The sequence below is a fragment of the Actinomadura sp. NPDC000929 genome (genome assembly GCF_040492065.1).
Classification (GTDB): Bacteria; Actinomycetota; Actinomycetes; order Streptosporangiales; family Streptosporangiaceae; genus Spirillospora; species Spirillospora verrucosospora.
Genome location: NZ_JBEUPA010000025.1, coordinates 11,809 through 35,276, shown reverse-complemented (window position 1 = coordinate 35,276; position 23,468 = coordinate 11,809). Strand labels below are relative to the sequence as shown.

Below are 23,468 nucleotides of genomic sequence, written 5' to 3'. Positions count from 1 at the left end.
GAAGAAGACCGGCGGACCGGCCGGCAAGGCGCCCGGCACCGGAATCTCGGTGCCCATGGCGCACCGTGCGGGGCCTGCGCACGTGGAGCTCCTCGCGTTGAGCCGGACCTCCGGCAGCGCCGTCACCGGGCAGTTCCGCATCGTCAACGACGGGCAGAGCCAACTGAACCTGCATATCAGCCTGTTCGAAGGCGGCCGTGAGGGCGACATCCGAAGTCTGGAGGCCAACGGCATCGGATTACTCGACGGCGCGGGCGGCAAGCTCTACATGCCGTTGAGGAAGGCCGACGGCACCTGCCTGTGCTCCTCACTCGCCGACAAGGAACTCGCCCCCGGCGCCTCGCTGGACGTCTACGCCGTGTTCCCCGCGCCGCCCGCCGGGGTGAACAGGGTGACGGTGACGCTTCCGCTGACGGTGCCGATGCAGGACGTCCCGCTCTCCAACGGCCCCGTCCGGGCGCTGCCGGACCAGACCGATCCGGCCTCGGTGTCGCTGGCGTCGCCCCGCATCCTCACCGTGGCGGGAGTCGCCGAAGGCGACGAGCAGTCCGTGGACGACGACGGCGACAAGCGGGCCGTGCGGTTGTCGTCGGACGTGCTGTTCGCGCTGAACAAGGCCGATCTGACCCCGCAGGCCGACAAGCTCCTGCGCGGCGTGGCCAAGCAGATCGACGCCTCCCGGGGCAGCACGGTCAAGGTCGACGGCTACACCGACTCCAGCGGCAACGACGCCATCAACCAGCCGCTGTCCGAGCGGCGCGCCAAGGCCGTGGCCGACCGGCTCAAGCAGCTCGTCACCCGCACTGGCGTGACCTTCCAGACCGCCGGGCACGGATCGGCCGACCCCGTGGCCCCGAACGACACCGAGAGCGGTCGCCGCAAGAACCGGCGGGTCACCGCGAGCTTCACCATGCCTTCCCCGCCGGCCGCTCCGGCGGGCGGGCGGCCCTACCGCTGGGCGCCCGGCAAGCCGGCCTCGTCCAAGACGGCCGCCTTCACCGCGGCGGAGGCCAGGAACCTCCAGGTGGAGGTGAACTCCATGCACCGCGATCCGGCGGGCCTGACCACCTTCGTCTGGACGCTGCGCAACAACGGCCGGTCCCAGGCGGACGTGGGCTCGGCGTTCCAGCTGGACCTCCAGTACAACGGCAGGCTGAGCCCCGTGTCGCAGAGCACCGACGGCATCTCCATCCGCGACACGGCCGGCGACGTCTGGTACTACCCGCTGCGCGCGTCGAGCGCCGAGTGCGTCTGCACCTCCCTGCCCCGGGCCGACGCCAAGAAGGTCCTCGCCCCCGGCGAGAGCGTGACCTACGCGGGCGTCTACCGGCTTCCTCCCGAGGCCCGGACCGTGGACATCGACTTCCCCTGGTCCGGCCAGGAGGGGCTCCGCATGAAGGGCGTCGCGGTCAGGTAGCCGACACGGACCGGCGTGGTCCGCGCGGCCCGCGAGGCCGCACGGACCACGCCCGTCAGCGGCGGTTCATCTTCAGCAGCTCGAACAGGGCGGAGTGGGCGTCGGTCCACACCGGGCCGCCGCTGCGGATCCCGTGCCAGCGGGTGGAGCGGGCGGCGAGAGGACGCAGGTCGTCCGCCGACCGGGCCATCGCCACCCACTCGGACGAGAACGACAGCCTGTCGCCCTTCGGGGCGGTGTCCGACGCGGTGAGCGTCGCCATCCCGGCCGCCCGGCCGGTCGCGCCCAGCATGGGGGCCAGCTCCAGGTTGCGGTTCGACACGTTGAAGACCAGGACGCCGCCGGGCGCGAGCTTGGCGGCGTACAGCCCGATGGCCTGCCGGGTGAGCAGGTGGGTCGGCACCGCGTCGGAGCTGAAGGCGTCCAGAAGGATCATCCCGTACGAGCGGTCCGGTGCGCGCTGGAGCTCCAGGCGGCCGTCGCCGACGATGGTCCGCACGCGGCAGGGGCAGTCGCGGAGGTAGGTGAAGTAGCGCGGGTCGCGGGCGATGCGGACCACCGCCGGGTCGATCTCGAAGAAGTCCATCCGCTGGCCCGGGCGACCGTACGCGGCGAGACCGCCGGCGCCGAGCCCCACGACGGCCACCCGCCCGGACCGCGGCCCCGCGCCGTACGCGGCGAACACGTCGCCGATCGGCCCGCGCCGCGCATAGTACGAGACCGGCGTCATGCGCTGCCCGGGCGCGCGCAGCTGGAAGCCGTGGACGGTCGTCCCGTGCACGAACGTGGCCCGCTCGGGGGTGAGCCGCACCTGGTACTGCCCGAAGAACGTGCGCTCCCGGTCGATGCTGTGCGACTGCTTGACCGTGAACGGGACCAGCACCGCCGCCACCGCCACGGCCGCCAGTACACGGGGCCGCCGGACGATCAGCAGGATCCAGGACGCGGCGAGCGCGAACCCGGCGCAGCGCAGGGCCGTCGTGTCCATGAAGCACAGCAGCAGCGCGGCGAGCGGCGCGGTCACCAGGAACGCCCACCGGGTGAGCGCGGACCCCGGGATGCTCCGCGCCGGCCACCGCGCCGCCAGGGGCAGGAGGCCGAGGCTCGCCACGACCACCGGCAGTTCGGCGGTCCAGTTGAACACCAGCGGGGCCACGATGCCGTTGAACAGGCCGCCGAGCGCGCCGCCGACCGAGGTGACGAAGAAGAACTCCGTCAGCCGCCGGGGCGCCGGCCGGTCGGCGGCCAGCAGGCCGTGGCAGGTGAGGCCCGCCAGGGCGAGCAGCGCCAGGTCGAGGGCGATGGCCGCCGGGGCGTACCCGATGCCTCCTCTGATCAGCGTCCAGGGCAGCACGACCGCGGCGATCGCCGACGCGACCACCGCTGCGGGCAGCCGGCGATGCGTGCGCAGGGCGAACGCCACGATGAAGGTGACCAGGTACAGCGCCAGCGGGATCACCCACATCAGCGGCACGGGCGCGATGTCGGTCGACATGTGCGCCGTGACGCCCAGCATGAGCGAGGACGGCACGAACGCAAGGAACAGCCAGCGCCCGCGGCGGCGCCATCCGATGGGCTCCTCCCCCGCGTCCTGAGCGGCGGCCTCCTCCGCGGGCCCGGTCTCGGGAGCCTCGCTCTCGGGAGCGCCGGCCGCGCCGGGCCGGACCGCCCGGCGGACCACCACCGCGCACGCGGCCATCAGCGTCACGAAGACGCCGTAGCCGATCGCCCACCAGGTCGCCTGCCCGCCCACCTCGGCCGCCGGCTCGATGAAGAGCGGGTAGGACAGCAGCGCCAGCAGGCTTCCCGTGTTCCCGGCCGCGTAGAGGAAGTACGGGTCGCCGGAGCGCGGCAGGTCGGACCAGGAGTACCAGCGCTGGATCAGCGGGCTGGTCGCCGCGACCGCCGTGAACGGCGCGCCGACCATGACGGTCAGCACCAGCAGCAGCCACAGCGCGGGGGGAGCGGACGCCGGGGCCCCCGCCCATTCCGGCGCGGCGATGGGAAGCAGCGGGAGCGGCAGCAGAATGAGGACCGCGTGGAGGATCGGCTGCTTTCTCGCGCCCAGCCGCTGAGCGAAATGCGCATATCCGTAACCGAGCAGCAAGGCCCCCTGAAAGAACAGCACCGCCGTGTTCCACACCATCGGCGATCCGCCATAGGCCGGCAGGATCATCTTGGTGACCATCGGCTGCACCACGAAGAGGAGGCCGGCCCCGACCAGGCTGGCCAGGGTGTAGATCCCGACCAGGGCGGGCAGCCGCCACCGTCCGCTCCGCGCTGCCCGCTCGCTCCGGCTCGGGGACTCGACGACGACGCTCAACTGCGCGCTCCTCGCGATAGATCGGTGTCCGCATGCGGCGGTATTCGTCGATGAAGACCTCTCCGCGGCCGAGCGTAACTGTGCCCAGGACTCATTTTTGAGGGCCCGGAGACCCAAATGCGACGCGGTTTATCCGGGGCGGAGAACCTGGGTCCGCGGGCCTAGCGAAACCACTCCGAGCAAAGGTGAGGAGTCGGCCGGGGCGGGCGGGCGGCGGCGGAACGGGCCGCCTCGCTCAGCGGTCGAGGCCCCAGCGGTAGATCACATCGCGGCCGCGGGTCAGCCATGTTCCGTCGCCGAACGGCACGGCCGGGGTGAGGTCGTCGAGGTGGCTCTCCTCGGGGTAGGCGACCATCCCCAGCGGGCGTCCGGATCTCACCAGCCAGTGGCTGGACGGGCGCCACCGCTCCGCTCCGAAGAGCTCGGTCTCGATCTCGTCGTAGGCGTCCTCCAGTTCGAGGAGCAGGAGATCGTCGCTCAGATGGCCACCGCTGTGGCCGGTGATATCGGGGGCGATGTGCACCGGTTCCGTGTCCCGTTCGGAGGCGAGGAGGTCGGCGCAGGTGACCACGGTGGCGGTGTCCTTCCCGCGGGCGGAGTGCCACCGCACGTCGGTGGTGTCGCCACCGTCGCTCAGGCCGACGGTGACGAACCCCGAACCGGAAGGGTCGCCGTCCAGGAGTGCGCGGTCCGCGGCGTGCGAGACCGCTCCGCCGGAGCCGACCCGGAAGGTCATCGCTCGGGCGGCGACGCGGAGGCCCACCGCTAAGGGGCGCGCGTCAGGCCCTAAGGCGAGGTCGACCGAACGCTGACGGCCGCCGGCCGGGACGACCAGCCGGTCGAGTTCGTCGCCCGCGACGCTGAAGAGCGCCAGGTCGATCGCGTCGTTCGGGTCCGCGCCACCGGCGGGGACGGCCAGCCACACCCGCGGCTCGGCTCCGGACGGCCGGACCCAGCGCACGTAGCGGACGGGGTTGCCGGCCGGGCCCGTGCACGGGCGTTCCCACAGCAGGGTCCCGTCCCGGGTGACGAGCCGGTAGGAGTTCTCGTCCACGAGCACGGCGTGGGACAGGTCCGGGGCGACCGGACCGGCCCCGATGATCGGTCGTCCCCTCGCGCGGCCGGGGAAGAAGGCCACCGGCTCGGCGGACCGGGCGCCTTCCGCCGTCATGTCATGGACGGCCAGGCCCTTCTCGGTGCGGACGAGCAGGCGCGGCACGGGACCGGTGCGATCGATCACCCCGGCTCCGCTGCCCAGGAGCCTGGCGTTCTTCGTGCGGTACACGAGCAGAAGCCGTGGACGGATCACTCTGCCTACCTCCTCCCGGCGGCGCCCGCCGCCGAAGACGATGCTCGGGGACCACGACTCGCCCCCACCGTGCCACACCCCGAATCGGCGGCACGGTGAGGCCGTCATGGCGGATTCAATGCCTTGACCGGATCGGGATACATGGTGTAGAGGTACGGTTTCCCGTTCGCGTCCAGCTTGTAGATCGCGCGGATCGTCGCGTTCTGGAAGTTGATCGCCTTGAACTGCGTGGGGTCGGCGGCGTTGCGGTACCACCCCTTCATCCGGCTCGCCGCCCCGGCCGGCAGGTCGTTGATCGAGAGCTCCACCGCCTGCGTGCCGCTCGGGGGGAAGGTCGTGAGCTTCGCCCGGGCGGCGCCCTCCGCCAGCGCGAAGTCGAGCGGGTCGCTGAACTTGGTGGAGAAGGGCCCGACCTTGTGCGTCCCGCCGGTGATGGCGTCGGTGTTGTCGAGCGTGCCGTCCGGACGGCGGGGGTTCGGGTTCATGGGGTCGACCTTGGTGGCGTTGTCGCCCTTGACGTACCCCTGGTAGTTGCTGGTCGGGCCGTAGAGCTGCGGTGTCCCGTCCGGGTTGTACTTGGGCTCGCCCAGACGGAGCCTGATGCGGTCGTCGGGCGGGTCGAGGTGGCGCTGGACGCCATGGGCGCCGGGCCCCGCGTTGCGGAGCTGCGCGATCTTCTTCAGGGCGGCCTCGCGCAGGGCCTGGTCGACCCTGGTCTTGCTCGCGTCGGCCTTCTCGCACGGGGTCGGCGCGGCCGCCCGCACCTGGACGGCGAGTCCCCGCGCGCCGCGCAGGACCGGCAGTGTCAGCGCGCCCGCGGGGGCCGTGAAGGATCCCCCGCGGGGCGGGCCTAAGGCGCCGGGTTTGCAGCCGGCCGCCCGCTTGGCGTCGTCGGCCTTCCGTTTCGCCTCGTCGGCGGCCTTGCGCGCGCCGACCAGATCGCCGGACTTGGCGGCCTTGCCGGCGCGTTCCGCGGCGCCGGCCGACTCCTCGGCCAGCTTGCCGGCCTTGCCGAGCTTCGAGGCGGCCCTGCCCAGCCTGCCGAGCTTGCCGATCTTGCCGATGCCCTTGCCGACGTCGTAGTAGGGGATGGCCCAGGAACCGACGTTCCAGATGGTGCGGCCGGTGGCGCCGAGGTAGTTGCCGTCCTTCCACATGTCGACGGTCTCGTCGTCGACCACCATCTGGCGGAGGGCGTCCCAGGGATGCTCGAAGACGTACTTGCCGGCGTCGATGATCGTGCCGGGGTCGGTGACGAGGTCCACCAGGCCGGTGACGTCGTCGACGATCGCCTTGCCGAGGCCGTCCCACACCAGTTGCTTGATGCCGGTGCCGAGGCCGCTGAAGAAGTTGCCGACCTGGTCACCGAAGCCCTGGGTGACCGCTTGCAGCGGCGATAACCCGGTGTACGCCTGGTTCCAGCCGGGCCCACCGCTGTCGTTGCCGCCGTTGCCGCCGTTACCGGTTCCGCCGCCGTTACCGGTTCCGCCGTCGGTTCCGGTTCCGCCGTCGGTTCCGGTTCCGCCGTCAACGCCGTTCCCGCCGTTCCCTCCCTCGGTGCCCTGGCCCGTGCCGCCGTCCGGATTCCCCGTCCCCCCGTCGAGGCCGTGCCCTCCCCCGCCTTCGGGTGACACGCAGCCGTCGCCCTGGAACACCTTGCAGATCGCGCCCCTGGTTCTGGGCGAGACCACGTTGGGAATGGACATGGCCAGCAGCCCGACGATGATCGCGGACGCGACGAGCACCAGGCTCGCGTACTCGATCGCGGAGGCGCCGGAATCCCTTTTTCGGCCCTGCCAACGACCGCACCACATCGCGCGAACCCCCGATACCCCGTGCATATCAAGATTGATGAGAGTAGACGGGGTTCTTCGGTGGGGCTTGGGCCCTGGGACCTAATTAAGTGGCCGGTGGTTAATGCCGCGCCACCATGGTCGGCACATGGCACGCCGAGGCTGGGTCCGCAGGCCCAGAACCGCACGGAAATGCCAGAACGTTCACGATCGGACGGGGCCCGGGGGCCCTGGGGATTGCCTCGTTAAATGTTTACCGTGCTGAAGTATGCGCGCTGTGCTTTCGGCCTGGTTCTCGGCCGCGCTCGTGGCGGCGCTCGCGGTCTGCACGCTGAAGGTGACGGCCCCCGCGATCGAGCGCGGCGAACCCGTCGACGAGTACGCCCAGGTCCTGCGGGTCCACCTGCCCTGGCTGCTGTTCTGCACCTTCATGGCCGTCACCGCCGGCAGCTACGTGCGCGACCGGGATGGCGGCCGCGGCCGGGTCCTCGCCGCGCTCCCCGTCCCCCTGCTCGGCAGTCTCGCCGCCGCCGTCCTCGGCATCCCGTTCTCCGACACCGCGGTCGGCCTGATCCTCCATCTCATCGAGGCGGTCCTCGGCGTCGCTCTCGGACTGGCCCTTTCCAGAACCCTTTCCCGGCGCTGGGCGGCCGAGGCCGTGGAGGCCCGGGAACGCCGCGGCCGGCGAAAGGCCCGCCGGTGAGCGGCGGGCCCGGAATTGGGTCCCTGAAAAGGCCTGGGGGCGCGGTCGCCCGCGGCCAAAGCGGGCCGGCGGGCCGCCCGCGCCATTCCTCATTGGGCCTCAGGGCCCTGTCTTCCCGATCAACGGCTCCTTAGAGTTCTTCGGGGGTCATGGGGCCGATCTCGTGAAGATGGGGCGCAGATGCTGCGACGGATCAGATCCGCTGGCGGACACGGGGGCGACGCGGGGGTCGCCACGTCGGTCCTGGTCATGGGCGTGGCCATCATGCTCGCCGGCGGCTTCCTCATGTTCGGCCGGATCGCCCAGGCGGGCGACATGCGGAACCAGGCGCAGATCGGCGCGGACGCGGCGGCGCTCGGCACCCTCGCGCCGCTCCGCGACAAGGCCGTCGACCAGTTGGTCGGGTGGGGCCGCGACCCGTCGTCGGTCGGCTACTGGATGGTGGACTCCCCGCCCGAGAAGGTCGCGGAGAAGTACGCGGACAAGAACGAGTCCCGTGCGACCAGGGTGCGGTTGAGCGGGATGCTGGGCTACACGGCCATGGTGGAGGCCGCCACGAAGCTCTGCCAGCTCAAGCGGGAGGACGAGCTGACCGAGAAGGAGAAGGACGACCTCCGGAACGGTCGGAACCTGTGCACCGACAGGGCGGGGAGGAAGGGCATCGGCCGGTCGGGGACGGCGCGGGCCGTCGCGAGGATGATCCCGCCGCAGTGCGAGTACAGGACCGGGCCGGGCCCGGAGGGCTCGACGGGCAGCGGACCGGTCGTGGAGATCACGTGCGGCGACCGCCACGTCCGGGCCTTCCCCAACGGTGACCGGGCGGCCATCACCCGGCTGTTCAAGATCAGGCTGGTCGACGACGAGGACCCCGTCGCCTACACCGGCGCACCCGACGGGCTGAGCGGCGGCAGCGGCGCGGTCGTGTCCGAGTGCGCGAAGACCGGCAAGAAGCCGGCGGAGGACCTCGAGTTCGGCGCGGCGGTGGTGGCCTGGTCGCTGTGCTGGCTGGGCACGCCGTACGCGTGGGGCGGCGGCAACTACAGCGGGCCCACCAGGGGCATCTGCTGCTCCCCCGGCGGTTATGACGGGCGCCTCTACTTCGGGTTCGACTGCAGTGGCCTGACGCTGTACGCGGTGTACCAGGCGTCCCGGGGGCGGATCGCGCTCGGGCACTACACCGGCGACCAGGTCAGCGACCCGCGCGGAAGCTATGTGCCGACGAATGCGCTCAAGCCCGGCGACCTCCTGTTCTTCGGCGCGCCCCCGCATCACGTCGCCATTTATTACGGGGACGGGAAGATGGTGGAGGCTCCGCAGACGGGGGACGTCGTGAAGATATCCCCTCTGCGGCCGGTGACCTCGGCCCGCCGATTCGGCTGAGCGCCTACGGCAGGGGCCTATAGCACATCGGGCCCCCACCCGGGTCCGCAGGCCCTGGAAGTCGAGAAAAGGCCGGTCTACCGTTCCCGGCATGCGTGAGGGATCTCGCCGAAACGTCGGCGCACAATGGCGGGACGCCGGAGCCAGTGCGATCGAGTACGCGGCATTGGTCGGCATCGGATCGATCCTTATCGGCATGCTCGTGCTGATGATGCCCAATCCCGTCCTCCCGGCGGCGAAGAAGGCGATCTGCGAGATCTTCGGCTCCGGCTGCGAGGCGCCGGAGTACGACTACAAACCTCCGGCTTCGGCGTGCGTCACCGGCTCCGACTCCAAGAAGGTCGGTTATTCGATCACCGCCTTCTCCGTGAAGTTCGGGCAGAACTTCCAGTTCGTGAAGGTCAAGTACGCCGACGGTTCGACGCGCATCACGATCGTGCCCGCCGACTACAAGCTCGGCGCGGAAGCCGAGATCGGCGCCAAGGCGCAGTTCGGCAAGGGGAGTTTCGGCGGGGATCTGGGCGCGAAGGTGGAAGGGTCCGTCAACTTCAAGTACGGCGACACCTGGGTCTTCCCCAACGACAAGGCCGCCGACGACTGGCTCGACGACGTGAAGTGGGACCTGGCGCGCAAGGAGGCGGAGAAGGTCAGCCCCGGGCTCTGGGCCTTCGACAAGATCACCGGATGGGAGCCCCGGACCCGCGACCCCGAGATCACCCAGTGGGAGGTCGGCGCCGAGGGCGTGTTCAAGGTGGCCGCCGCTCTCGGCAACCTGACCACGAGCACCTCGGGTGAGAAGAAGGTGAAGGACATGGCGACCGGACTCGAACTCGAAGGCAAGGCCGGGGACGCCGCGCTCGTCACGACGGACCGGAGCGGGTCGGCGAAGGACGGCTACCCGAAGACCACCTACACCTTCCAGGTGAAGGGGTCCATCAAGGGCGGCGCCAAGGTGCTCGGCTACGGGACGGGCGGGGAGGCCACCTACCTCGGCCAGACCAGGATGACCTTCGACAAGGACGGCAGATTAGCGAGCATCACCTGGCTCACGACGCAGGAGAGCAACTCCAACCAGAGTCTGAAGAACCCGGGGAAGAAGAACGGGAGCGGAACGGGCACCGGCAAGCAGGTGACCACCACCGCCACCACGGTCAACTTCGACGATTCGAACCGGGCGATCGGCGAGAAGTGGATCCGCGACAACGCCTTCATGATGCCGTTCCAGACGATCCGGAACGCCGTCGACGAGAACGGCTCGATCGTCTCCAAGGACCCCGGGCCCAACGCCGACCCGCTCGACCGGCTGATCTACGAGCGCGGCCTGGTCAGCAGGAACGTCTACACGGGCGAGGTGGACGAGTTCAAGATCGCGGCCGAACTGGCGGCGGAGATCAAGTTCGGTGTCGAGGGCGGCTACGAGGGGGAGAAGCAGAAGATCACCGACTCCCAGTACCTCGGCCCCCCGCAGAATGGTGAACGGACCTTCCAGCAATGGCCGGAATGCGCGAAGAACTGAGAGGGCGGCGATGGGTGCGAAGAGACTGACGACGGCGGCGGCGGGCGCTCTCGCGATCATCGCCGCGGTGGCCGGGTGCTCGTCCGGCGGGTCGGGGAAGACCCCCGGCGGATACGTCCGGGGTGACGCGAAGGTGCTCACGGTCGCCTACCCGAAGGACTGGGGGCGGGGGCCGGACGGCGGCGCCGCGCTGTCGGTGCAGTCCCCGCGGCGGACGGCCACCCTGTCGGTGGTCACCGATCTGGGCGAGCGGGGCCGTCCGGAGATGCTGGAGGCGACCATCGAGGCCGCCTCGATGATGAACGCCAGGGACTACCACCGGACGGGATCGAAGTCGATCAAGGTCGCGGGGGCGAAGGACGCCCGGCGCGTCGACTTCACCTTCAGCGGCTTCCTGGGGACGGGCGCCCCCGGGCAGGCCGCCGACGTCGGCGTGATCGGCGGGAACGGCAGGATGCACGTGGTCCGGCTGATCTGGCGGCGGGGGGAGCTCAAGGACGACGTCGTGGACGGCGTCATCGACTCGATCAGGGTGCGCTGAGATGGTCCGGATGCTGGGCGCCTGGGGCGCCGCGCTGATCGTCTGGCTGCTCGGCTTCTCGATCGTCGCGCGGCTGGCCGCGGGGGCCGGGGGCGGCGGCGAGCCGCTCTCCGACCTCGACCGGATCGTCCGTCTCGACCTGCCGTGGATCCTGGTCAGCGTGTCGATGGTCGTGGTGGCCGGCGCCGTCCAGCGGGACCGGGCGCGGCGGGTGCGCTGGCTGGCGAGCGTCCTCGCGGTGCCGCTGCTGGCCGTCCTCGCCGGGGTCGCGGCCCCGGTGGGCGGCGGCACCGACGCGCTGTCCGCGGTCCTGTACGTCGCCGAGGGAGTCGCCGGGACGGCCGGAGGCCTGGCCCTGGCCGCGCTCGTCGGCGTCGACCGCGAGGAACTCGGCGGGTACTGGTGATGCCGTCGTGGTCGTTCGGTCTCATGGCGCTGGGGTTCGGTGCGGCCTTCTGCGCGGTCGGCGTCCACCGCTACCGGGCGGGCCGGGCGTTCCTGGCCTCCGCGCACCGGGTCGCGGGAGTCGTCGCCGGGATCCACCGGGTCGAGAGGACCGACACCTACGAGTTCTTCCCGGTCCTGCGCTTCCGCACGCTGGACGGCGCCGAGATCGAGACGGTCGCCCAGACCAGGGGCGGGTCGTTCGAGCTGACCCGGCTCAAGGGCCGGCAGGTGGCGGTGTTCTACGACCCGCGCGATCCGCGCACGGCGCGGATGGACACCTCGTCCGGGAGGGGGACGGCGGGCTCGGTCGGCATGGCGGTCTTCGGCTTCTTCCTCGTCGTCCTCGGCGCCGGCCTGGTCTTCGCGAGCCTGGCCTGAGGACGGGCCCGCTCCGCGGCGCTTCCGGGGGTCAGAAGTAGGAACCGGTCGCGGGCGCCTTTCCACCGAAGTAGGCCTTCGCCTCGGGGCGGAACAGCAGGACCAGGATGACGATCGGGAGGACCAGGTTGAGGACGCCCCGGGGGTCGCCCTCCCCGACCCTGGCGAGCGAGAGCAGGATGTAGAAGATCTCGAGCGCGATGATGCCGCGCCGCAGCCCCGTCCCGCCGTTCGGAACGCGCAGCGCCAGCATCAGGCTGAGGACGCCGGGAAGGGCGAACCAGAGCGCGGCGCCGATCGCGGCGGCCGTGACCCCGACGGCGGCGAAGAACGCCAGGGTCATGACGAGCGTGAGCCCGGCGGCGACGAACATCAGCACGCGCACGGTCCTGACCTGATTCGGCATGCGTCCACCATCGCGTGTCAAGGGCGCTTCGCACAATGCCCGGCCGTGGTGCCGGCGGCAAATCGGGCCCTTGCACCAGCCATTTTAGGTCCCAGGGCCTAATACGGAGCTTCAGTGAAAGCATTCCGCATTCCACGCGGCATGATTATGGCGCGTGAGCCGCGCTTTTTATCGATGCCCGCGCCCCGATTGGGCCCTGGGGCCCATGTGCGGGGCCGGTGCGGCGGATTGAATGGTGCGGGGCGCCCCGCAGCCGGCGTGCGTCCGGTCAGGTGCCGGGGCGTGGACAGGGGCGGATCGGGGCGAGGGTCGATGGTCGCGTTGGTGCTGGTGCCCGTCGGGCTCGTCGTCGGCGTGCTCGCGGCGCCGCTGGCGGCGCCGTACGTCGGTGACGTCACCCGCCGGCACCGCGCCGTCCTGGGCCTGGTCACCGCGGCGCTCTTCGGCGTGCTCGGATGGCGGGTCGGGTTCGAGCCCGTCCTGCCCGCGCTGCTGTACCTCGCGGCCGCGGGCGCCCTGCTCGGCTTCATCGACGTCGGGGTCAGGCGGCTGCCCGACCGGTTCACGCTCCCGTCCTACGGCGTCGCGGCGGTGCTGCTCGCCGCGGCGGCGCCGTTCACCGAGGACGGCGCGCGGCGGTTCGAGCACGCGCTCGCCGGCATGGCCGCGCTGTTCGCGCTGTACTTCGCGCAGGCCCTGCTCGTCCCGTCCGGGATCGGCCTCGGGGACGTCAAGCTGTCCGGCGTGCTCGGCCTCTACCTCGGCTGGTTCGGGCAGAACGCCTGGATCACCGGCCTGCTCACGACCTACCTGCCGGGCGGCCTCGTCGCCCTCGGCATCATGATCGCCCGCCGCTCCCGCAAGGGCGACTTCCCCTTCGGCCCCTACATGCTCGCCGGCGCGCTCGTCGCGGTGCTGTCCCCGGGCGCGGGATGAGATGCAGATCATGGGTGGACGGTTCGAGGCGGCCGGGAGGCCGAATAAGCTCAGGAGCGTGAACCGCGCGCCCCAATGGCTGCTGCCCACCGTGCTGACCGCGCTCATCCTGGCCGTGGTCGTCGGGGCGCTGCTGGGCTGAGCGGCGCGGATCAGTGATCGTCGGGGCGCGGAACGGGGATGATCGATCCATGTCAGCACGCCGGGCCGCCGTCCGTGCGGGCACCGCGATCGCCCTCGCCGGCGCCCCGGTCTGCCTGCTCTCCCCCTCCGCCTCCGCCTCCGCCTCCGCGGGTCGTGGCGACGCGGTCGCCTTCACGATCAAGGACACCCGGATCACCGAGTCCAGCGGGCTCGCGGCCAGCTCCCTGCACCGGGGCGTCGTCTACACCCACAACGACTCCGGCGGCGTCCCGAAGGTCTACGCGCTGGGCCCGGACGGGAGGGTCGTCGCCGTGCTCACGCTCGCCGGCGCGGGAGCCCGCGACTGGGAGGCGATGGCGATCGGCAAGGACGGCCGCGGCCGTCCGGCGATCTTCGTGGCGGACATCGGCGACAACCTCGGCGGGGCCTGGCCGTACGTGACCGTGTACCGGATCCCCGAGCCGGCCCGGCTGGTGAGCCAGGCGCTGCCCGCGACCCGGTTCCGGATGAAGTACGAGGACGGGCCGCGCAACGCCGAGACCATGATGATCAACCCGCGCACGAACCGGCTCTACATCGCCAGCAAGCTGTTCGGCGGCAAGGTCTACGAGGCGCCGGCGCGGCTGCGGACCGGCGGCTCCAACGTCCTGCGCCAGGTCGGGGACGCCCCGCCCATCGCGACCGACGGCGCCTTCGCCCCCGACGGGCGGACCTGCGTCATCCGCACCTACTTCGGGGCCCGGCTGTACTCGGTCGGCGCCGACGGCCGCCCCGCCAAGACGATCAAGTCGCTGGACCTGCCCCGGCAGGTGCAGGGCGAGTCGGTGACCTACACCCCGGACGGGAGGTCGCTGCTGGTGGGCTCCGAGGGCGTGAACCAGCCGGTCTACCGGCTGCCGCTGCCGGAGGAGGCGCGGCCGTCGCCGGCGTCCTCCCCCGGGAGCGCGGGCGCGGGCCACGACACCACGAGCGGCCGCCGGGACGCCACCAACACCCGGATGGCGCTGTTCCTCGCCCTCGCGATCGCGGGGGCGGTCGGCTACGGCCTGGTGCAGCGACGGCGGTGAGGGCACGGCGGCGGTTCCACGGAGGCTCGGCTCACGCGACCGGTGAGCCTCATGTGACGGCGGTGGAGTCCCGACCTGACCGGCGCGATGGATGTCGGTTCCGGAGGGCGACCGGATCGTGGAAGGGGGCGACGGTCCCGCGGGGACCCGTGTGAGGATGCGGACTGTGGAGCATGAGCTGGTGGGCCTCGCGGGATCCGGCGGCCGGTGGCGCCCGGTCGCCGCGGGTCCGTTCACCGTCCTCGCGGTGGCGCTGGCGCTGCTGCCGATCAGGCCGGTGTGGCTGTGGGCCGCGCTGATCGGCGCCGTCGCCGCGTTCCCGTGGCTGCTCGGCGCGGTCCCGGAGGCGCGCCGCCGCCGCCCGCGCCCGTACTGGCGGCTGTCGGCGGCCGGTCTGGAGCGCGTCGGCCCCGGCGGGCTGACGATGGTCTCCTACGAGCGGTCCCGGATCGACGGCCTGGCCATCACGACCGGCGACGGCGTCCTGACCGTCTTCCACCGGTTCGGCCGCACCGCCGTGGGCGGGATGACGGCGATGGGGCTGGAGCCGCTCGCGGTGTTCGTGGCGGCCCGCAGGCTCGGCATCCCCATGCACGTCCTGGACGGCGAGGCCGCCGACCTGCTCGACCCGGCGCTCGACGAGGCCCTGCGCGTGTCCGGGCTGGAGGACGACGTCCCCGGCGGCGGCCCCCTGCCGCGCGACCACGCGGCCGAGAAGCGCCTGCTGGACCAGGAGGCGGCCCTGCTGGCCGCGGCGCACGAGCCGCCCGCGCGGGCCCCCTCCGGCCGCGCGTCCCGCGCGACGCCCGAGGAGCAGCGGCTGGCCACGCCGGAGCCGCTTCCGAGCCGCCGCCGGATCATGCTCCTCGGCGCGCTCACCGCCCTGCTCGGCGCCGTCATGATCGTCCGGATCGCGCTGGACGGGACGGGCCAGTTCGGCGCCCGGCTCGCCGCGGGCTGCTGGGCGCTCGCCGCGATCGGCGGCGTCCTCGCGGCGCGCCGTCGGCTGCTGCGGGCCGCACAGGTCCGCTGGACGATCACGGCGGAGCGGCTGCTGGTGCGGGCCCGCCCCGGCCGCCGCCGCGAGATCCAGGACCTGCGCGCCGAGAACGTCGCCGCGGTCGTCGTCGGGCCCGGCCTGCGGCTGGACCCGGTGAGCGGCGAGCCGCGCCGCGCCGACCTCGCCGCGCTGGCGTTCGGGCACCGGCTGGAGCTGGTCGCCCGGCTGCCCGCCCACGGCCTGGACGGCTTCCAGCTCGCGCACGCCCTCGACGACCACGGCTACCGCGTGATCACTCCCGGGGCGCGGTCGCCGCGCCGTCCCGACTACGGGCTCGAAGGGCTGCCGGAGATCTTCGCGCAGGTGCCCGGCGGGCGCCTGGTCGTGGAGGGCGACGGGCTCGGCTGGGCGGACGCCGCCGGCGACGTGGTGCTGAAGATGCCCCAGGACCGCATCGGCGGCATCGAGCTGCTGACCGTCTCCGGGCACGCCTGGGTCCGGCTGTACGACTCCGACGGCGACGAGTTCTTCTCCGCCCCCCTCTCGGCGCTGCGGATCTCCCGCACCGACCTGCGCGACTCCGCCCGCCGCGCCGGGCTCCCGGTCAACGACGCCGAGTACGACGCCTACCTGAGCGCCGCGTTCCACTCGGCCATGTCCTCGCTGTCGGCCCCCGGCCCCGAGCCCGCCCCGGCCCTGTCGGCGCAGGGCGCCGCGCACGAGGGCGCGGCCGCCCGGCCTGAGCCGCCGGAGGAGTCCGGTTTCGTCTTCCCCGCCCACACCCCGCCCAGCCCGGTGACCGCGCCGGGCACGGTCCTCGACGCCACCCGCCGGTCCCGCGTCGGCACCTACGGCATGAGCGTCCTGCTGTGCGAGGCGGTGGCGCTTCTGGGCGCGGTGTGGCTCGGCCCAGACCTGGGCGGGTTCAACGCCACGGCGATGTGGTCGATGCCGACCGGGGCGTTGGCCGGGCTTCTCGGCTACTGGCTGTACGACCGCAACCGGTCGCAGCTGCGCGTGTCGGCCGCCGGGGTCGCCGTCGTCACCCGGCGCGGCCGGGTCGAGTGGGACCTGCCCCGCGACCGCCTCGGCGGCGTCGGCATCGACGACGCGGTCGAGCGGATGCCCCGCCTGGTGGTGTGGGGGCCGTCCGGGCGGGTGCTGCGCCAGATCACGTTCCCGCCCGACCTCGGCGAGCTGCGCCGCGCCTGCGAGCGCTACGGAGTCCCCTGGGGCCCGCCGGACGCCGACCGTCCCGCCCCTCCGCCGCCGGAGCTGTGACGCAGCGGCCACGTCATCAGCGCCTCGTACTCCAGCTGGGCGTTGTCCTTGCCCGGCAGGTGGCTGCGCATCAGGTGGACCGAGTCCGCCGTCCACGGCATGCCCGCGAACGATGACAGCGCCTCGACGAGCGACCGCACGTCGACGGGCCGCCGCGACCGCGCCAGCGTCATGTGCGGGCGGAAGCCGCGGTGCTTGTCGGGGATCGTCCCGACCCGGCGGCCCGCGGCGGTGGTGGAGGCGGCCAGCCTCGCCAGGGCGCGGCGGTCGCCGTACAGGCCCGTCCACAGCACGCGGGCGTGCGCGCCGTTGCCGGGGAACGCGCCCGCGCCCGCCAGCGACAGCGTCATCCGCTCGTGGCGGCGGACGGCGCGCTCCAGCCTCGGGAGCAGGCGCTCCAGGGTGCGGTCGTCGACCTCGTCGAGGAACGTCAGCGTGACGTGCATCAGATCACGCCGGATCCAGCGCAGCTCGGAGACCGTGCCGAGATGGGGCCGGACGGCCTCCGCGAGCTCGTCCAGAACCTCCGGCGGCGGGACGAGCGCCACGAAAAGCCTCATGAACGCTTCCACAGGGCCACCCCGCCAGCTTTTCAGCAGGCGGCGTTCCTTGTCACGCAAATAGGGTCAACCGAATCGCCGTACCGCGCCGGTCTTATGGGGCCCGTGCGAGCCCTTTACCGCTCGGCGACCCGGGCGCGGCGAAACCGGGCGAGGGCGGGACGCACCGTCCCGCGCCCGGACGACGCGGCCCGCTGCTCGTCGGTCCTCCACCGCAGGGCCAGGGCGCCCACCGCGAGGGCGGCGACCGCGGAGACCAGCCCGCCGAGGACGAGGGAGGCCCGCGCGCCGAAGTGCTCGGCCAGCCAGCCGACCGCGGGCGCGCCCAGCGGGTTCGTCCCGAGGAACACCAGCATGTAGAGGGCCATGACGCGGCCGCGCATCTCGGGCGCGACGCCGAGCTGCACGGACGCGTTCGCCGCCGTCATGATCGTCATCATCGCGATCCCGGTCGGCACCAGCAGCGCCAGGAACGACCAGTACGTGGGCATCAGGCCGGTGAGGACCTCCAGCGCCCCGAACGCCAGGCCCATCGCCACCAGCAGCCGCAGCCGGGGCCGGGCGACCCTGCGGGCGGCCAGCAGGGCGCCGCTGAGCGCGCCGAGCGCCAGCATGCTGGACGCGAGACCGAACGCGGAGGCTCCGGTGTGGAAGACCTCCTTCGCCACCAGCGCGACCGTGGTGTTGAAGTTCATCCCGAACGTGGCGAGGAACCCGACGAGGATGAGCACGAGCATCAGGTCGCGGCGCCCGCGCACGTAGCGGAGCCCCTCGCGGAGCTGGCCCTTGGCGCGCTTGACGGGGGCGGCCTGGTTCAGCTCGTCCGTCCGCATGGCGTAGATGCCGAAGAGGACCGCACCGAACGACGCGGCGTTCACCAGGAAGACCGGGCCGGTGCCGATCAGCGCGATCAGCACCCCGGCGACGGCGGGGCCGAGCAGCCGCGCGCCGTTGAAGGTGGCGCTGTTCAGCGCGATCGCGTTCGGCAGGTCGCGCTTGCCGACCATCTCGACCACGAAGGACTGGCGGGTCGGGTTGTCCACGACGGTCGCGACGCCGAGCCCGAACGCCAGCACGTACACGTGCCACACCTGCGCCGTGCCGGAGATCGCGAGGAGGCCGAGGACCAGCGCGAGCACGCCCATCGACACCTGCGTCAGCATCAGCACGCGGCGCTTGGAGTAGCGGTCGGCGATGACGCCGCCCCAGAGGCCGAACAGCAGCATCGGCAGGAACTGCAGGCCGGTCGTGATGCCGAGCGCGGTGCCGCTGCCGTGGGCGAGATCGAGGACGAGCCAGTCCTGCGCGATCCGCTGCATCCACGTCCCGGTGTTGGAGACGACCTGGCCCGCGGTGTACAGGCGGAAGTTGTGGTTGCGGAGCGAGCGGAACATGCCGGCGCGGCCCCCGGGGTCCTCGGCGGGCGCCTCGTCGCGGTCGGCCGGTTCCGGGCCCGGGGTCTCGGGGACGGCGGGTCCGGACGGTCCGGAGGGCTCCGAGGATCCGGCGACGGTGGGTGCGGACGCGGATTCCGGGACGTCCGCCACGGTCTCGTGGAACGTTCCGGCCTGGTCCGTCGCGGCCGCGGAGGGGGCGGCGTCCGGGCGCGCGGCCGGGCGGGCGGGCGCGTGCGCGGCGGAACGCGGGGCGGGGCGGCGACGGCGGGAGCGGGCAGGGCTCGCGACGGCGGCGGTCCGGGCCGGATGTGCGGCTCGCCGCCCGCGGGCGCCGCGCGTCGCGGTCCCCTCGGGTTCGTCGGGGGTTTCGTTAGCAGAAGTCATTACCAAGGCTAACGGTAATCAACCCGCCCGCATTCCGGCAAGCGCCAACGAATCCGATCAAGTCGATCCAGGCGCCCGCGGGCCCCTGGCGGCGGCTTCAGGAGCGGCTGAGCTTGTCGATGACGGGGGCGGCGCGGCGGAGGATCTCCCGCTCCTCCTCGGTCAGCTCGCCGAGGCGCATGGCGAGCCAGGCCTCCTTGCGGCGGCGCTCGTCGGCGAGCAGGGCGGCGCCCTCGTCGGTGGCGTTCAGCACGACCTGGCGCCCGTCGGTCGGGTGCGGGCTGCGCGCGACGAGCCCCCGCTCCTCCAGGTAGGCGATGACGCGGGTCATCGAGGGCGGCTGCACCTTCTCGTGGTCGGCCAGCTCGCGCGGCGTCATCGACCCGTGCCGCTCGATGGCGGCGAGCGCGGCGAACTGCGTGAGCGACAGCGGGCTCGGACCGCCCTCGCCCGCCGCGGACGGCCGCAGCGTGCGCAGCCGGCGCGACAGCCGCGCGATCGAGATGCGCAGCTCCTCGGCCAGGCCGGGCGCGGACGCCGTGCGGCCCCGGATCGGTGGCAATGTCATCGTCTTCGGTCTCCTGTGCTGCCCATGCTGCCACGCCGCCACTTGACACTTTCGCTAAGCTCCTTAGCCTGTCAGCTAAAGAGACATAGAGGAGGGTCGCGATGCCCCGTGCGGGACTGTCGCCCGACGCGGTCGTGGACGCCGCCGTCGCCGTCGTGGACGCCGAGGGCCCCGGTGCCCTCACGCTGGCGGCGGTGGCGGGAAGGGCCGGGGTCGCGACGCCCTCCCTGTACAAGCATGTCCGCAATCTCGCGGAGTTGCGACACCTGGTGACCGCGCGCGTCCTGGAGGAACTCGCCGAACGGCTCGGGGAGGCCGCGCTCGGACGGTCCGGCGACGACGCCGTCCGGGCGCTGATGTACGCGTACCGGGCCTACGTGGTGGAGCATCCGGGCCGCTACGGGGCGATGGAGCAGACGGCGGACCCGGAGGGCGGCTCGGCCGGCGACGCCGCGGAGCGGCTGCTGAACATCCTGTACGGGGCGCTGCGCGGCTACGCCCTGGAGGGGCCGGAGCTCGTCCACGCTGCGCGCTGCCTGCGCTCGGCCGTCCACGGGTTCGCCGTCCTGGAGGCGGCGGGCGGCTTCGGGCTCCCCGCCGACCTGGAGGGCAGTTATGAGCTGCTCATCACGATGGTCACCGGCGGACTGGCGGGCCGGGGCCGCGTAGCCTGAGCGCATGAGCCCTCCGCGCCGCCCGGACCCGCCGCCGATGCAGACCAACGACGTCCGCATCGCGGCCGCCGGAACGGCCGCCTGGGCGGTGGCGCTCGTCGTGCTGCTGATCGTCGGGCTGCCCTCGCAGGACCGCTGGTGGCTGTGGGTGTGCGGCGCCGGCATCGGCATCGGGCTTTTCGCCATGTGGTACGTCCCCCGGCTCCAGGCCGGCCGCGCCCGGCAGGAGGCCGAGCGCGCCGCCAGGCGCGAGACGCCCTCCTAGGGCTCCCTAGGCCTCCAGGTCGTCTTCGGCGAGCAGGACGGGCAGGGTCTCGGGGGCCCGCAGGACGGCCTCCAGCAGGAGCCGGTCGCCCCAGTGCCCGGTGGACCAGGCGAGCGCCCGCGCCAGGCCGGCGACGCCGCTCGCGTGGACCTCGCCGTCCCTCGTCCACCACGGGACGTCCTGGCCGTCCACGATGAGGCGCTCGTGGGCGACGTAGTCGGCGGGGGCGCCGGGCATCACCGCCCTGACGGCCTCCGGGACGGGACGCCTCTCGCCGTCCGACCCCACGAGCCCCGGGATCTCCTCCCCGGCGAGCGGCAGGTCCAGGAGTTCGGCCAGGCGCGCGTCGCGCCCCTCCCCGGCGATGACGAGCGGCTGCCCTTCGAGGAGGGGGAGCAGGTCGGGGCCGTCGAGGACGAGGGCGTCCGCCGCGTCGACCACCTCGACGTCGCCGTCGACGACCGCCCGCACGCGCTCGGGCGGCTCGACGGCCGCGTCCGGGGCGTCGGCCAGCGCCGTCCAGAGCCCGCCCAGCTGGGACCGTCCCACCGGCCGCCGGGCATCGCCCAGGCGATCCAGCAGCTCCTGCGCGCCCCCGGGCTCATCGAGCAGTTCCACCAGTGACGTGCGGACGCCCAGGGCGAGCAGGAAGTGCTCGTCGAGGCCCTGCGGCGCGACGTCGTAGAGCCCTGCGAGCGCCTCGTCGCCGCCCAGGCGGAACTCGCCGGGCCTGCGGCCGTCCAGCACCGGACGGCGGCTCAGCCACCACGCCGTGTAGGACGGGACGACGACACGCCGCCCGTCGTGCAGGGCGACATGGGCGGGATCCACGATCGCGGAGCGGCACGGCGGGGCGGCGAGAACCCTGAGCGCCGCCGCCCAGTCGTCGACGAGTTCGAGATCGCGGACCGCCGCGAACTCGGGGACGAGCGGGGGGAGGTCCTGCTCGCCGGTCCGGCGCAGCACCTCGTCCGCCCACAGGTCCTCGTCGTCGAGTTCGAGGCTCTCGGCCTCGTCGGCGAGGCCCGTGAGGTTGACGTCCTCGGCCCTGGCCATCGCGAACCCGTCCAGGACGCCCGCGGCCGTGAGCGTCTCCGCGCCCCACCGCTCCAGGATCTCCGCGTCCACGACGCCGAACGGCGCGTCGCCGGCCATGATCTCGCGCAGCGGGCTCTCCGGCAGCAGCAGCTCGCCCGCCGGGTAGAGCTCGCCGTCCTCGCCGGGCAGGGCCAGCTCGGCCAGCCACGGCTCGTCGCCGGGATCGGCGTGCGCGGCCGCGACCAGGCCCAGCACGGCCTCGGCGACCGCGTCGGGATCGTCGGCGTCGAGGGACTCCTCGACGGCCGCCCGCACGGCGGCGTCCGCCAGCACGGCCCGCGGCCCGGCCTCGACCGCGCCGAGCCGCGCCAGGAGCGGGTGCACGGCGTCCGGGTGGACGAAGCGCAGCCCGAGCACCTCCAGGCCCGCCGGATCCACGCCGTCCGCGATCAGCAGGCCGCGCGGCCCCCGCACCACGCGCCCCGTCCCGCCCGCCAGCGGCACCGGCAGGGCCCCCAGAGCGTCGGTGGCGGCCCCGGCGAGCGCGTCGTACACCCGGTGCCACCACGCCGGTTCCCGGTCCACAGCGGCCAGCTCGTCGATCACGTCGGCCAGTTCCACCCGCCGCACCCCGAGCGCCGCCAGCGCCGGGCTCCGCGCGGGCCACTCCGGCGGCAGCAGGCCGCCCACGACGGTGTCCGTCTCCTCCTCGGCGCCCCGGCCGCCGAGCACCTCGACGAACGCGGCGGGCGCGTCCACCGCGATCGCGTCGCGCCCGCGGGTCCGGTGGGGCAGGACGGGCGCCTCCGGGAGCCGCTCCCGGATCCCCCGCCGGATCCGCGCGTCCAGCTCTCCGGCGGCGATCGGCCCCGGCACGAGCTCCAGCACCTTCGGGGAGACGGGCAGTTCGGCCAGCAGCCGCACGTAGGCCTCGGCGGCCCGGTCGGCGAGGAGGTCGGCCAGCGCGCCCGGCGCGACGTGCCGCCGGTCGGGCGCGAGCGGGAAGGACGCGATGAGCAGCGCGGGCAGGTCGAGGCGCTCGTCGCTGGGCGTGGGCGCGTGCAGGACGCCGGGCGTGTCGCCGGGGAGCCCGTCCTCGGGCAGGGCCCACCGCACCTGCCAGAACGGCCGGGCCCGCTCCTCCACGGGACGGTCCCGCAGGAGCTCCGCGGGGATCTCCCCGTGCGCCTCGACCGTCCGCCACCGGCCGCCGTCGATGATCACCTCGCCCGGAGCGCGCCGTTCGGCGGTCAGCGTCCGGACGTCCCCGTCGACGTCGATCTCGACGTGCTCCAGCGCGGGCAGCGCCAGCATGAGCGCCGCCCCCACCTGCCGGAGCTGCCGCCGGACCGGCTCCACCGCCTCGCCCCGCAGCGGCAGCCGCACGACGCTGTCGAAGCCCGCCGGGACCTCGGGCGGCCGGTCCAGGGCGAACGGCAGCCGCAGCAGCGGGACGTGCCCGCCGCGCCGCCCCAGCTCCCCGGCCAGCCCCGGAATCCCCTCGACCAGGTCCCGGGCCCGACTCAGCGACCACTCGACGCCCGCCGTCCCGGACGCGATGGCCGGGGTGTCGGTCACGGCGACGACGGCGGCGAAGCCGACGCCGAAGCGGCCGGCGGCGGCCGGCTCGTCGCGCTTGGCCGAGGCCCGCAGCGTCGAGAGGGCCTCCACCCCGGCGGCGTCGAGCGGCGCCCCGGTGTTCGCCGCGGTCAGCAGCGGCTCCCCGCCGGTGCGCAGCGCCAGCCTGAGGCGGCCCGGCACGGCGGCGCGCCGCGCGGCGTCGGCGGCGTTCTGCGCCAGCTCGATGACGACGCGGTCGCGGTAGCCGCCGAGGGCGTGGTCCTCCTCGGCGTTGGCGTCCTCGCGGAAGCGCGCCGGGGATTCGGCCCAGGCGCGCAGGACCCGCTCTCGCAGCGCCCGCGCGCCGAACACGTCCTCCAT

21 protein-coding genes are annotated in these 23,468 nt (G+C 73.3%); 13 read left to right on the top strand and 8 right to left on the bottom strand.

From position 1 onward, the window contains the following. Positions 1-55 precede the first annotated feature (55 nt). Entirely contained in the window at positions 56-1,417 is a 1,362-nt protein-coding gene (locus ABWI04_RS12410; protein WP_353832461.1) for an OmpA family protein, read from the top strand. 55 nt (positions 1,418-1,472) lie between these two features. Here ABWI04_RS12410 and ABWI04_RS12405 read toward each other — a convergent pair whose 3' ends face one another. The 3 genes from ABWI04_RS12405 to ABWI04_RS12395 all read right to left on the bottom strand — a co-directional run bounded on the left by ABWI04_RS12405 (position 1,473) and on the right by ABWI04_RS12395 (position 6,863). Then, positions 1,473-3,740, bottom strand: a complete 2,268-nt coding sequence (locus tag ABWI04_RS12405; protein WP_353832460.1) for a spermidine synthase — start codon at positions 3,738-3,740, stop codon at positions 1,473-1,475. Positions 3,741-3,975: 235 nt separating this feature from the next. Further along, on the bottom strand, positions 3,976-5,049 hold the full coding sequence (locus ABWI04_RS12400) for a hypothetical protein (protein ID WP_345173177.1): 1,074 nt from the start codon (positions 5,047-5,049) through the stop codon (positions 3,976-3,978). A gap of 104 nt (positions 5,050-5,153) precedes the next feature. Next, positions 5,154-6,863 (bottom strand): hypothetical protein, encoded by a 1,710-nt coding sequence (locus tag ABWI04_RS12395; RefSeq protein WP_353832459.1) that lies wholly within the window; start codon positions 6,861-6,863, stop codon positions 5,154-5,156. Positions 6,864-7,110: 247 nt separating this feature from the next. On the opposite strand from ABWI04_RS12395, the gene ABWI04_RS12390 reads away from it, so the two are divergent. The 6 genes from ABWI04_RS12390 to ABWI04_RS12365 all read left to right on the top strand — a co-directional run bounded on the left by ABWI04_RS12390 (position 7,111) and on the right by ABWI04_RS12365 (position 11,807). Next, positions 7,111-7,545, top strand: a complete 435-nt coding sequence (locus ABWI04_RS12390; RefSeq protein ID WP_345173174.1) for a hypothetical protein — start codon at positions 7,111-7,113, stop codon at positions 7,543-7,545. Positions 7,546-7,725: 180 nt separating this feature from the next. Beyond that, positions 7,726-8,925, top strand: coding sequence for a C40 family peptidase (locus ABWI04_RS12385; RefSeq protein ID WP_353832458.1), 1,200 nt, complete (start codon positions 7,726-7,728; stop codon positions 8,923-8,925). A gap of 91 nt (positions 8,926-9,016) precedes the next feature. Further along, positions 9,017-10,441, top strand: coding sequence for a hypothetical protein (locus ABWI04_RS12380; RefSeq protein ID WP_353832457.1), 1,425 nt, complete (start codon positions 9,017-9,019; stop codon positions 10,439-10,441). A 10-nt stretch (positions 10,442-10,451) separates the two neighbouring features. Further along, positions 10,452-10,982: a hypothetical protein gene (locus ABWI04_RS12375; RefSeq protein WP_345173169.1), complete on the top strand. Its 531-nt coding sequence runs from the start codon at positions 10,452-10,454 to the stop codon at positions 10,980-10,982. A gap of 1 nt (position 10,983) precedes the next feature. Next, a complete protein-coding gene (locus tag ABWI04_RS12370) occupies positions 10,984-11,388 on the top strand; it encodes a hypothetical protein (protein ID WP_345173168.1) in 405 nt (134 codons plus the stop codon). Continuing rightward, positions 11,388-11,807, top strand: coding sequence for a DUF3592 domain-containing protein (locus tag ABWI04_RS12365; RefSeq protein WP_353832456.1), 420 nt, complete (start codon positions 11,388-11,390; stop codon positions 11,805-11,807). Before ABWI04_RS12370 ends, ABWI04_RS12365 begins: the two co-directional genes overlap by 1 nt. 31 nt (positions 11,808-11,838) lie before the next feature. Here the strand turns inward: ABWI04_RS12365 and ABWI04_RS12360 are convergent, their stop codons facing one another. After that, positions 11,839-12,213, bottom strand: coding sequence for a hypothetical protein (locus tag ABWI04_RS12360; protein ID WP_353832455.1), 375 nt, complete (start codon positions 12,211-12,213; stop codon positions 11,839-11,841). 312 nt (positions 12,214-12,525) lie between these two features. Between ABWI04_RS12360 and ABWI04_RS12355 the strand changes: the two genes are divergently transcribed. From ABWI04_RS12355 to ABWI04_RS12340, 4 genes are all read left to right on the top strand, one after another. After that, positions 12,526-13,149, top strand: a complete 624-nt coding sequence (locus ABWI04_RS12355) for a prepilin peptidase (RefSeq protein ID WP_353832454.1) — start codon at positions 12,526-12,528, stop codon at positions 13,147-13,149. Positions 13,150-13,159: 10 nt separating this feature from the next. Next, positions 13,160-13,291 carry a hypothetical protein gene (locus ABWI04_RS12350; protein ID WP_268248262.1) on the top strand — a complete coding sequence of 44 codons (132 nt, stop codon included), beginning with the start codon at positions 13,160-13,162 and terminating at the stop codon, positions 13,289-13,291. Between the two features lie 49 nt (positions 13,292-13,340). Continuing rightward, positions 13,341-14,360, top strand: a complete 1,020-nt coding sequence (locus ABWI04_RS12345) for a hypothetical protein (protein WP_353832453.1) — start codon at positions 13,341-13,343, stop codon at positions 14,358-14,360. Positions 14,361-14,526: 166 nt separating this feature from the next. Then, positions 14,527-16,641, top strand: a complete 2,115-nt coding sequence (locus ABWI04_RS12340) for a hypothetical protein (protein WP_353832452.1) — start codon at positions 14,527-14,529, stop codon at positions 16,639-16,641. On the opposite strand, the gene thpR is transcribed toward ABWI04_RS12340, so the two are convergent. From thpR to ABWI04_RS12325, 3 genes are all read right to left on the bottom strand, one after another. Continuing rightward, positions 16,578-17,201: an RNA 2',3'-cyclic phosphodiesterase gene (thpR, locus tag ABWI04_RS12335; RefSeq protein WP_353832451.1), complete on the bottom strand. Its 624-nt coding sequence runs from the start codon at positions 17,199-17,201 to the stop codon at positions 16,578-16,580. The genes ABWI04_RS12340 and thpR overlap by 64 nt on opposite strands. Before the next feature lie 116 nt (positions 17,202-17,317). After that, positions 17,318-18,595 carry an MFS transporter gene (locus ABWI04_RS12330; RefSeq protein ID WP_345173594.1) on the bottom strand — a complete coding sequence of 426 codons (1,278 nt, stop codon included), beginning with the start codon at positions 18,593-18,595 and terminating at the stop codon, positions 17,318-17,320. Between the two features lie 484 nt (positions 18,596-19,079). Next, positions 19,080-19,550 (bottom strand): MarR family transcriptional regulator, encoded by a 471-nt coding sequence (locus ABWI04_RS12325; protein WP_345173153.1) that lies wholly within the window; start codon positions 19,548-19,550, stop codon positions 19,080-19,082. Between the two features lie 101 nt (positions 19,551-19,651). Here ABWI04_RS12325 and ABWI04_RS12320 point away from each other — a divergent pair, with 101 nt between their 5' ends. After that, on the top strand, positions 19,652-20,224 hold the full coding sequence (locus ABWI04_RS12320) for a TetR-like C-terminal domain-containing protein (protein ID WP_345173151.1): 573 nt from the start codon (positions 19,652-19,654) through the stop codon (positions 20,222-20,224). A gap of 4 nt (positions 20,225-20,228) precedes the next feature. Further along, positions 20,229-20,489: a DUF2530 domain-containing protein gene (locus tag ABWI04_RS12315; RefSeq protein ID WP_353832450.1), complete on the top strand. Its 261-nt coding sequence runs from the start codon at positions 20,229-20,231 to the stop codon at positions 20,487-20,489. A 6-nt stretch (positions 20,490-20,495) separates the two neighbouring features. Here ABWI04_RS12315 and ABWI04_RS12310 read toward each other — a convergent pair whose 3' ends face one another. After that, positions 20,496-23,468 (bottom strand): sacsin N-terminal ATP-binding-like domain-containing protein, encoded by a 2,973-nt coding sequence (locus tag ABWI04_RS12310; RefSeq protein WP_353832449.1) that lies wholly within the window; start codon positions 23,466-23,468, stop codon positions 20,496-20,498.